The 10,965-nt window shown below is 28.7% G+C and carries 8 protein-coding genes and 2 CRISPR repeat arrays; of the genes, 7 read left to right on the top strand and 1 reads right to left on the bottom strand.

Annotation, left to right across the window (positions count from 1 at the left end; translation table 11 throughout):
* Nucleotides 1–474 precede the first annotated feature (474 nt).
* The 7 genes from KJR01_RS09355 (at nucleotide 475) to cas4 (ending at nucleotide 8,649) form a co-directional block, all read left to right on the top strand.
* The gene (locus KJR01_RS09355; RefSeq protein ID WP_214118928.1) at nucleotides 475–684 is read left to right on the top strand and encodes a putative phage head morphogenesis protein; all 210 of its coding nucleotides are present in this window, start codon (nucleotides 475–477) and stop codon (nucleotides 682–684) included.
* A 117-nt stretch (nucleotides 685–801) separates the two neighbouring features.
* Entirely contained in the window at nucleotides 802–1,575 is a 774-nt protein-coding gene (locus tag KJR01_RS09350; RefSeq protein WP_350028240.1) for a phage head morphogenesis protein, read from the top strand.
* 158 nt (nucleotides 1,576–1,733) lie between these two features.
* On the top strand, nucleotides 1,734–1,925 hold the full coding sequence (locus KJR01_RS09345) for a hypothetical protein (RefSeq protein ID WP_214118925.1): 192 nt from the start codon (nucleotides 1,734–1,736) through the stop codon (nucleotides 1,923–1,925).
* A gap of 102 nt (nucleotides 1,926–2,027) precedes the next feature.
* Nucleotides 2,028–2,579: a CRISPR direct-repeat array (repeat unit 37 nt; unit sequence GTTTCAAACCGTGTTGTGATAGAATTAGGTTTGCAAT).
* 434 nt (nucleotides 2,580–3,013) lie between these two features.
* A complete protein-coding gene (locus KJR01_RS09340) occupies nucleotides 3,014–6,796 on the top strand; it encodes an HNH endonuclease domain-containing protein (RefSeq protein ID WP_214118923.1) in 3,783 nt (1,260 codons plus the stop codon).
* Nucleotides 6,790–7,746 carry a CRISPR-associated endonuclease Cas1 gene (gene cas1, locus KJR01_RS09335; protein ID WP_214142737.1) on the top strand — a complete coding sequence of 319 codons (957 nt, stop codon included), beginning with the start codon at nucleotides 6,790–6,792 and terminating at the stop codon, nucleotides 7,744–7,746. The genes KJR01_RS09340 and cas1 overlap by 7 nt, the downstream gene beginning before the upstream one ends.
* A 2-nt stretch (nucleotides 7,747–7,748) precedes the next feature.
* Nucleotides 7,749–8,015, top strand: coding sequence for a CRISPR-associated endonuclease Cas2 (cas2, locus tag KJR01_RS09330; RefSeq protein WP_214118919.1), 267 nt, complete (start codon nucleotides 7,749–7,751; stop codon nucleotides 8,013–8,015).
* A 61-nt stretch (nucleotides 8,016–8,076) separates the two neighbouring features.
* Complete coding sequence (gene cas4 / locus KJR01_RS09325; protein ID WP_214118918.1) at nucleotides 8,077–8,649, top strand: CRISPR-associated protein Cas4; 573 nt, start codon at nucleotides 8,077–8,079, stop codon at nucleotides 8,647–8,649.
* 236 nt (nucleotides 8,650–8,885) lie between these two features.
* A CRISPR array of direct repeats spans nucleotides 8,886–10,448; the repeat unit is 37 nt; unit sequence ATTGCAAACCTAATTCTATCACAACACGGTTTGAAAC.
* A 175-nt stretch (nucleotides 10,449–10,623) separates the two neighbouring features.
* Here the strand turns inward: cas4 and KJR01_RS10605 are convergent.
* The gene (locus tag KJR01_RS10605; RefSeq protein WP_502756452.1) at nucleotides 10,624–10,854 is read right to left on the bottom strand and encodes a hypothetical protein; all 231 of its coding nucleotides are present in this window, start codon (nucleotides 10,852–10,854) and stop codon (nucleotides 10,624–10,626) included.
* Nucleotides 10,855–10,965 lie beyond the last annotated feature (111 nt).

Below are 10,965 nucleotides of genomic sequence, written 5' to 3'. Positions count from 1 at the left end.
TTTGGGTTTTTTAAAACCTTTACTTTAAATAATTTGCTTAATTATGTTTTTTAGTATGAGATTATAAAAATAGATATTTTAAATGATACTTATACAATATAGCTCTTACTTTTTATATAGGTTTTTTTATTTGCTTTAAGTAGTTTTAGTATATGCTAGAAGTATTTATAAGTTATATATTTAAAATATTTAAATAATAAAACTATATAAACTAATTTTATACCTTTACAGGATAAATAATGTTTTTAAAAGCTTTTTTTAATAAAATAAATAAGCTGTGGATAATATAGATTTAATGATGTTGAGTAGTGGGTTTAGATAAAGACTTGTAAGAGCAGTTTTTAAAAGTCCTTGAAAACTCAAATTCTTATGAAGACGCTGTGAATAAACTACTTAATTAAGGCATAAAACAATACAAACTAGAAAACATAATGGCTCAAGTTTTAACAAATATTAGTTTAAAAGGCTTAAGCGATGAATGATTTAAGCAATATTTTTAAACTAAGTCCTTTAGATGCAATTAAATACTTTGATGATAAATTACCTAAAGATTATGATTTAGATAAATTACGCTTTAGTGCTTATAATAGAACATTCTTAATAAGTGGGATAAATGAAATTGAAACACTTAAAAGAATGCATAGCATACTTAAAAAAGGCTTATTTAAATGGTACAAGCTTTAAAGATTACGTAAAAGAGCTAGAAAACATTAGCGGACTTTATAAACACCATTTAAAAGTTGTCTTTAATCAAAACCTAAGACAAGTATATGGTTTAGCAAGATTTAAAAAAAATAACTTATAAGCGATAAGCCTTACTTAAGATATGTAGCGATTATGCATAATAGGTTTAGAGTTGTACTTAAAGCCTTTCACGGATTTATTTTACCTAAGGAGCATTCTTTTTGGCGTAACAATTACCCGCCTAATGGCTGGGGTTGTAGGTGCAAAGTTCAAGCATTAAGTGAAGATGAAGCAAGAGATTTGGGCTATACAGGAAAAAAAGCACCGCTTTTAAATATCCCTGATAATGGCTTTAAAAATGGTATAAAATCATACGAGCAAAAAATCCAAAACTTAACAGAGTATTTAAACGAGCAAGTAAAAGGCTTACCTCACGAGGTACATAAGGCAGTTAATACTAGGATAAAAGAAAGTTTAATGCAAATAAAAGAAGTTAGAAACAATTATAACACTATAAAAAAGGTATTTAATGATGAGAAAGAGCAAAACTATAAAGGAAAACTTTTAAAAGTAGGTAATTGTGATATTTTAGGACAAGACTTGCCATTATTTGTAAGCTTGGAAAATGTTTTTACTCATAAGCACAGAAAACATATAACAGCTTATGATTATGCAATGATACCACAAATGTTAAAAAACATTAAAAAACAAAACAAGTCAAGCGAATTAGATAAAGATGGTAAAAAAAGGCTAACTGAAGCTGAAGTAATAGTTAGTCATTTAGGCACTTATTATCGCTTAGCTATTAAAAAGACTAGCAAGAATGAAGCTATTGTTACATCTATTACACAAGAGGAAAAAAACGAAGATAGAGAGAAAAAGAAATTTTGAGACGTTCGGGGAACCAACGAATTAACGGCATTGGCTAATGCTTAAGGCTTTATGTAAAGTAGTCCGTTTATCGATACATTTTAACCCCTTTACCCGAGTTAGTAGCCATCTAACTCATCGCAGGGGCATTATAAATAAACATTATTAAGGAGAACTTAATGGAGATGAAATTTGGCTTAGGGCTAAAGTTAGCCTTAGGTGGATTTGATAAGCTAAAAACACAGCAAGAAAGATTAGAAAAACTTGGCAAAATAGCGAGACTTAGCACTGATAAGATGGACAAGCTAACAAAAAGCATAAATAAGCTTAATAATTTAGATATAAAAGCAGGTCTTGCAAAAAAGCATTAATAAAAATTTTGGTAATAATAGGTTTTTATTTTTCTATTTAAATTTTATTAGAATTGGGCTTATAATAAAAAATTACGATAAGTTTTTTATTTTTGTTTTTAAGTTTCAAACCGTGTTGTGATAGAATTAGGTTTGCAATAATGCTGATATTACAGAAAAATTAAATTATGTATTTGTTTCAAACCGTGTTGTGATAGAATTAGGTTTGCAATTTTTTGCGTATACTATTATAAAAATACCGACTATTTGTTTCAAACCGTGTTGTGATAGAATTAGGTTTGCAATTTAGTTAGGTCTAGTGGTTCGGGTGTAATTCAACAGACGTTTCAAACCGTGTTGTGATAGAATTAGGTTTGCAATTTTAATGACTTGTATAAATGCCAAGATAGTTTTAACGTTTCAAACCGTGTTGTGATAGAATTAGGTTTGCAATGAATTTGAATTAACTAATTTTTGATTAACGCTTTTTGTTTCAAACCGTGTTGTGATAGAATTAGGTTTGCAATATAATACTTATTCTTTGTTTTTCTTTTTTTTTATTGCAGTTTCAAACCGTGTTGTGATAGAATTAGGTTTGCAATGATAAAGCCCATGTTTTAAAAGGTCTTAATTTTGAAGTTTCAAACCGTGTTGTGATAGAATTAGGTTTGCAATAGCAAGGAAAACTTGCTATATATCAAGTATTTGAGAGTTTTTAAAAAATAGTGATTTTTCCACTTTTAAAATTCTTTCAAATTTTAGCACTTTAGTGGAAAAATTAAACCTATGTTTAGTTTGTATCACTAGAATTAAAAAGCAAATCTAATTCTATCACAATATATTAGAGTTTGAAATCATTTTAAAGTTAGTAAAATATCGGGCAACTGGTTAGCCACCCCGATAACCCTTCAGTAAAATTAATTCAACTTATGATATTTTATGTATAGGTAAATGTTAGTTTTAAAACTTTTGATTTTAAAATCACTAATAAGAGTAGAAAAATATCGGATAATTATTTTATAATTCCGATATTTTATTATTTATTCCATAACATTTATAAATTATAATATTTTATATATACTCACACAAATGAATTTAAAGGAACAAGAATGAAAACTTATATTGGCATAGATATGGGAGCAAAAAATAATGGAGTATTTATAACACATACAAAAGATGGAAAGATTGTATATAAAACGGCTATGAACTATATTTTTGACCCATCTTTTATAAATTTTTTGAAAAAAGATAGAACCTCCAAAAGACACCAAAAAAGGGGTATAAAAAGGTCAAAATTTGCTAGAAGGCTTTTAGATGAATTGTTAAATAAAATCAAAATCAAAGATTTAAGCCAAAGCGAACTTGAGCTAATATATGGACTACTTAAAAATCGTGGGTTTAATTATATAAATATAGAATTTGAAAATGACATTAGCGATGAGAGTTTAGAATTGCTAAATGAAATTGATGGCTATGAGTTTAAAAACTGCATTAACAAAAATGACTATGAATTAAGGCTTTCAAATTTTGCAAACGAGTATGATACTGATGAATTCTGTGAGTTTTTAGCTAAGCAAACTAGCCTAATAATGCAAAAATATGATAATGATAAATTTGTTTATAATATAAAAGCAAGTGATAGAAATGCTATTACAGATATGTTTGAAGCCCTTAGAAATGAAATGCTTAAAAATAACAAGCATAGAGAAAAATATATAAAAGACATAAAAGAACTTTGCAAAAGTGTGGAATTTGGAAGTGTAATTTTAAAACTAAAAATAAATGCTGATGAGTTTGCAAATATTATTGGTAATATTTCAAATTACCAAACAAGGGTTTTAAGAAGGTATTTTAATAACAAATTTGATGATGTTTTTGATGATGAAAAATTAAGAAAACAAAGCATAAGAAATATAAAATTTCTTACCTTTCAAGGCGAAAAAGAGTTAGAAAACAAACGCACAATGTTAAAAAACCTAGAAAATTCAAGCTATGAATATCTATGTAAAAATGACCCAATAATAAGCATTCCACCTTATGAGAGAATGAATAATAAAAACCCACAAACTTGCAATGTATTAGTCTTAAAAGACAAGCTTGGTAATAAGCTAAAAACTTGCCTAAAACATATTTTAAAAAATCCTAATTTTTCAAGCCTTACAATAGACGAGAACGGCGTTATAAAAGAATACGATGAATTGGATGAAAATGAGTTAAAAGTGGTTTTTCAAAGATTTTTAGATATATCTAATGGGTATTTAGAAGATACCAAGCTTTATCCTAGAAGTTTTGATAAATATGCAAAATATTTTAAAGATACGATATGTTTAAATGATAGTGATTTTGATGCCTTACAAGACTTTGCAAATAAATATTATGATGAATTGCTGCTGGCTAAAAAAGGTGTATTATCAAATAAACTTTTAAAGCCTTGTGGGTGTCATACTCCTTATAAAAATAACCTTAAACATACTCATCTTAGTATTTTATGGGCTAAGCCTGATGGATTTAGTGAAAATGATGTCAATGTTTTTATGGAATTTATAAATAAAAAAGAAAATAAAGTTAAGGGTAATACTACCTTAAAGGGTTTTTTAACTAATCTTAGCGAAATGGCTAAATCTTATCAAAACTCCTTTTACAAGGCTTTAGATGATGAAAAGGCTTTATTAGATAACAAGGCTACAAATGATAAGGAATTAAAAAAGATTTTAGAGCAATATAAAAAAGCCTATGAATTAATAACTAGCCAAGAAATATTTAAAAATGTAGCTAAAAGCGACAAGCTAAAAACTATGATAAATCAGCTGCTTCAGAGTGCAAATATAATCTTAGATGATACTAAGGGTTTTAATAAACTTTGCAAGGAACACTCATTGCAAACTTTACTAAGAACAAGTGGTGAAAAAGCTATGTGTTCGGTATTTGGCTCGGATAGTGCAAGGCTTATAAATGGTAGGGTTGAAATGTATATTGATAGACTTGCTTATGAGATTATAAAAGATTTGGATTTAAGTAATACTAAAGAATTAAGTATAAATATAGAGCAAAATGCCTTTGCTTTTGAAACAGCAGCAAAAGAGCTTACAAAAACTAAAGTAAAAAGAAAGCCTAAAGAGCATTTTGTAATATGCCCTTATAGTGGGGAGTCTTTAAATCTCAAAAATGCTGAGTATGATCATATCTTGCCAAGAAGTAAATGTAAGTATAACTCAGAAGCGAATTTAATTCCCGTAAAATCATACGAAAATCTTAGAAAAAGTGATGGGTATATTTATTTTACTGATTTAAAAGAAGAATATAAAAATGATATATACAAAAAGTGTGGTGTAGCAAACGAAAATGAGTTAAAAATCTTTATAAATAATACTTTAAAAGGTATTGATACCGATAAATATACAAATTATAAAAATCTAAAATATCATGAGCAAATTGCCTTTAGACATGCACTTTTTATGCCTAAAGAAAACTTTTATGCTAAAGCATTGGAATTATTAGAACAAGATAAATTAAAAACCACAACAAACGGCACTCAAAAACGCCTTGCTAAACTAATAGTTCAAAAAGCTCTAACAAAGAATAAAGATTTAGATATTAATGTAAATTTTATTGATAGTAAGCTAACAAGTGCTATTAGGCGTGAGCTAAGTCTTGATTTACCAGAAATAGCAAAAGAAAAAATTCAATCAAGCCATAGCCATTGTATAGATGCTAGTGTTGTATTTTATATAGCTAGTGCTATTAATGATAAAAAGGTGGTATCTATAAATGAGAATGTGAAGTTTGAACCAAAGTTTAAATTCAGTGAGATTTATCTAAAAGAAAGTGAGATAAAAAATATACAAAGCCAAAAGTACTTAGAATTAAGTCAAGATAAAATTTCAAGAAAGCAATTATTTAAAGATACGATTTACTCACTTAGATATGAAAATGCTAAATATTTAAGTGATAAGCATTTAAATATTTTAAAAGAATTTGATTTATTAATGGAAGTTAAAAAACTTAAATCGGTAAGATTTCATATAGACACCAAAAAAGTTTTTGATTTAATCTTTGCAAGTTTTGAGGCAAAAGATATAAAAACACTAGAAAAAATTAAATTTTTAGATAAGTTTTTGGTATCAAGTGTTAGAAAAGATGTTTTAGATATATTTTTTGATGCTAAAAGTGGCGAGTTAATCAAGCCTAAAGATAATGGTGCAAATATAGAAAAGTTCTATGAAATCCTAGTAAAAAATGAAGTAAAAACTAAAAATGAAGTAGAAAAAATCCATAAGCTTTATATAAATAATTTCTACACAGGCAATCAAAAAAATATAAAAAGAGCTAGAAACAAACGCCGTGTTACATACTCGCTAAGTGTTGTAAGTGCAGCTAGTTTTGTGGTGCGTAGAAATACAGGTTATGAAGGTTTAGCAAATGAAAACATAGCTACAAAAAATTATTTTGATAAAGATAGAATTGTGGGTATAAAATATCATAGCAAGAATGTTTTACCATTCAAAATAGTCGATATTTTAGATATTTTAAACCTTAGCGAAAATGCTAAAGAAATCTATAAAATAAGCATTAAAAATAATTTACCAGAAAAAATCTCAAAGCTTGACTTTATAGTTAGCGAAGCTGCTAGACATACGGTGCAAGTGCATTTTAACAAGGCAAAATTAGGATATGATTTAGATATTTTTAAAAGTGCATTAAATGATAAAAATGATAAATGGGTGAAGTTTTGTGATGAGTGTTTAAATATTGAATTAGTTGAGTTTTTAGGTAAGCCAAGGGATTATAAAGCTAGTATAATTTGTGATAATTTTGAAGTTTTAGGGCTAAAATACACAACAAATCAAACCTCAAAAGCAAATAGACAAATTATGAAAGATAATATATGCTAAAACATCTCGTAGTGAATTCTTACGGGGTGTATTTGGGGCTAAAATCGGCTAGATTAGTAGTTAAAAAAGATGGAGAGTTAATCAAAGAATATCCACTTAAAAACCTAAAAACTATAAGCATAAAATCTCGTGGTGTAGGGCTAAGTAGTGACTTAGCCTATGCTTGTGGAGTGCGTGGGGTTAAGATATTCTTTAATGATTTTAAATTTCATTTAGCTTTACACACTTTACACGAGCATAAAAGCGTAAATGTGATAAAACATCAGATTTTAAGCGAACAAAACGGCAAAGATCTAGCCTTAGCAAAAGAGCTAATCATAGGTAAAATCAAAAACCAACGCTCCACGATTTTATACTTTTCAAGGTATTTGCAAGATGATTTGCTAAAACAAAAAACCACCGAGCAATTAAAAACATTTATTAACGAGCTAAAAACTTATAAAATGACAAAAGATAGCATTTTTGGCATTGAAGGAAGTGCGGCAAAAGTTTATTTTGATTATCTTAGACAAACAAGGCTTTTAGGAGATGAGTTTGTAAATCGCATGGGCAGATATGCAGATGATAATGTAAATAAAGCCCTAAATTACGGCTACGCAATACTTTTAAACATAATTTATAAAAGCGTGATAAACGCAGGGTTAAACCCATATTTTGGAGTGCTTCATAGCTTAAGAAGTGCTAAGCCATCGTTAGTTTTGGACATTATGGAAGAGTATAGAAGTTTTTTAGTTGATAGAAATATCATCAAGCTAAGGCATCAGCTAAAGGGCGATTTTAATGAGTGTAAAAAGCTAATTTCAAATGAGATTTTTAACTCACTTGCTAAAAAGTTGCCACATAATCACTCTAAACTAAGTCTTGAAAGCATAATACAAAGACAAGTTTATAAGCTTAGTGGGTTTTTGTGCGGTGCGAATAATTATCATTCTTATGTGTTTAGGTGGTGAGCGTGTATATTGTAAGCTACGATATAGAAGATAACAAATCACGAACAAAACTTTTTGAAGAGTTAAAGGATTTAGGGCTTTTAAATATCCAAAAATCAGTCTTTTATGGAGAGCTTAGCAAAAGCGAGATAAAGGTGGTAAAAGAGCTTTTTAAAAAGCTTTGTGATGATGGGGATAAGGCATTTTTGTGTAGGTGTGAGATAGATTTAGATTATACGCACGGTTATAAAAAGGCTGATTTAGAGCAACTTAGTTTTGATAGTATTTAGTAACTTGTGTATATTTTAACCAAAACAATGAGAATTTTAAATAATTTGAAATAGGAATTTCATGGAACTTTTGAAGGCGAGTTTGATTAGGCAGTTTGTGTTTTGTCCTAGGATATTTTATTTTTATAATTTTTGCGATATTACACCAAAGTATCCTAAGCATGTATATTTTGGTAATGATTTTCATAAAAAGCAAGACGAGCTTTTCAAAAGTCGCACATTTGCTAAACTTGGGCTAAGCGAATATAAAGCCTATAAAAATCAATATTTAGAAGATGATGAGCTGTGTGGGGTTTGTGATATGCTCTTTGTTGGGGTTGATGAGGTGGTGGTGCTTGAGTTTAAACAAAGTAATAATCTAAATCTTAGTAACGGGGCGAAAATGCAACTACTAGCATACGCAAAAATAGCTAGTAAAACTTATGCTAAGCCTTGCAAAAGAGTGATTTTATGCTCATCAAATCATCTAAAACATAAGGTTTTTAATATTTTTCCGAATGATTTTGCTAGGCTTAAAAGAGTTGTAAAAGATATGAAAAATCTTTTAGATAATGGAATTTTTCCAAATAGTAGCGCTAGTCTTAATGCTTGTAATCAATGTGAATTTTTTAACTATTGTGATGATAGAGAATAAGTTGCGGATCCTAGGTGCTATGCAGAGCTAGGATTTTTGCTAACTTTAACCGCAATAATGATTTCAAACGCTCGTTGTGATAGAATTAGATTTGCTTTTTAATTTTAGTGATACAAACTAAACATAGGTTTAATTTTTCCACTAAAGTACTAAAATTTGAAAGAATTTTAAAAGTGGAAAAATCACTACTTTTTAAAAACTCTCAAATACTTGATATATAGCAAGTTTTCCTTGCTATTGCAAACCTAATTCTATCACAACACGGTTTGAAACAAAAAGGCACAATACGACGCAAATGATATTGTTTTTCATTGCAAACCTAATTCTATCACAACACGGTTTGAAACTACTCATTCAAAAAATCTAACTCATCTCTAATTAAATTGCAAACCTAATTCTATCACAACACGGTTTGAAACCCAATCCCATCACAAAAAACTAAGGAGAGATTATGAAATTGCAAACCTAATTCTATCACAACATGGTTTGAAACTACGGCTGTCAAAATCCATCTCATTAAAAAGGTCTAATTGCAAACCTAATTCTATCACAACATGGTTTGAAACCTAATTTTAAATAATAAAATAGATTTTGATTTAAATTGCAAACCTAATTCTATCACAACACGGTTTGAAACAGATTTCAATCAAAAGTAATCAAATGGACTTTAGAATTGCAAACCTAATTCTATCACAACACGGTTTGAAACATTACTTTTACTTTTGTTTTGGGATTATTTAAAAGTATTGCAAACCTAATTCTATCACAACACGGTTTGAAACAATATTATTAGTATGAAAAGCCTTTAATTCATCATAAATTGCAAACCTAATTCTATCACAACACGGTTTGAAACACAAGATAAACGCACACTTGCGTTATACTTTAAGCCATTGCAAACCTAATTCTATCACAACACGGTTTGAAACATACTTAGAGAATAATCAGTAAAAGTAGTGTATTTAAATTGCAAACCTAATTCTATCACAACACGGTTTGAAACAAATAAGTTTTAATGTTAAATTCTTTTAAATGCTCTTATTGCAAACCTAATTCTATCACAACACGGTTTGAAACGCAAAATTTTCAGCACTATTTAAATTGCTATCTTTTATTGCAAACCTAATTCTATCACAACACGGTTTGAAACTACTTAGTCATAGCAATATAAAAAATTCCTATTGTAATTGCAAACCTAATTCTATCACAACTTGGTTTGAAACAATAGAAGCAGTAGCACCAACAACAGCAACAGCATTGCAAACCTAATTCTATCACAACACGGTTTGAAACCCAAAAATCTTTTGAAATTCATTAAAATCCATTGTTATTGCAAACCTAATTCTACCACAACACGGTTTGAAACTTTAATATCCATTTTGACCCAACTCTTGAGCTTAAATTGCAAACCTAATTCTATCACAACACGGTTTGAAACTAACAGGTAATCAAATCACATTTTTTAGCCTTGAAAATTGCAAACCTAATTCTACCACAACACGGTTTGAAACTTAGGTAGTTCTTCAGGCGCTGGTGAAAAAATAAATTGCAAACCTAATTCTACCACAACACGGTTTGAAACTAACAGGTAATCAAATCACATTTTTTAGCCTTGAAAATTGCAAACCTAATTCTATCACAACACGGTTTGAAACACTTGGTGCTAGGGTTATGAGACCAGAATATGGCTCATTGCAAACCTAATTCTACCACAACACGGTTTGAAACTCAAGCAAATCAATTAAGCTTATAAACTCATTAAATTGCAAACCTAATTCTATCACAACATGGTTTGAAACACATATCAAAACAATGAATACTCTGTAAATATTGATTGCAAACCAATTCTATCGCAACATGGTTTGAAACACATTTAAACTCAAAATTAGTGATTGTTTTGCTTTATTGCAAACCTAATTCTATCACAACATGGTTTGAAACAGCGGAGTTAAAAGTATGTCTTTTATGCTATCTTCAAATTGCAAACCTAATTCTATCACAACTTGGTTTGAAACCTAAAATATATCCCATTACCAAATAAATATATTGTAATTGCAAACCTAATTCTATCACAATAATGCTAGAAAGTAACGATATAACATAATAATACAAAACAAATACGATTAAGCAAAAAATATAAAGTAGAAAAACTAGTAGTGAGTTTAAATTATTTAAATATTTTAAAATATTATTAGGAACTAGCATACTAATTCCTAATAATAAGTTTATTTTTAAGCTAATGAATCAAGTTCTAAATTCATTTAGCTTTTTGTTTAGTTGTTCTGTCATCTCACTTAGATGATTTGCTGCTCCTGC

Source organism: Campylobacter sp. 2018MI10, from assembly GCF_018501175.1.
In the GTDB taxonomy this organism is placed as follows: Bacteria; Campylobacterota; Campylobacteria; order Campylobacterales; family Campylobacteraceae; genus Campylobacter_E.
This window is presented reverse-complemented; position numbering and strand designations above follow the sequence as displayed.

Coding starts and splice junctions, on each gene's coding strand:
- KJR01_RS09355 (WP_214118928.1), top strand. CDS start 475: ATGAATGATTTAAGCAATATTTTTAAACTAAGTCCTTTAGATGCAATT.
- KJR01_RS09345 (WP_214118925.1), top strand. CDS start 1,734: ATGGAGATGAAATTTGGCTTAGGGCTAAAGTTAGCCTTAGGTGGATTT.
- KJR01_RS09340 (WP_214118923.1), top strand. CDS start 3,014: ATGAAAACTTATATTGGCATAGATATGGGAGCAAAAAATAATGGAGTA.
- cas1 (WP_214142737.1), top strand. CDS start 6,790: ATGCTAAAACATCTCGTAGTGAATTCTTACGGGGTGTATTTGGGGCTA.
- cas4 (WP_214118918.1), top strand. CDS start 8,077: ATGGAACTTTTGAAGGCGAGTTTGATTAGGCAGTTTGTGTTTTGTCCT.
- KJR01_RS10605 (WP_502756452.1), bottom strand. CDS start 10,854: ATGCTAGTTCCTAATAATATTTTAAAATATTTAAATAATTTAAACTCA.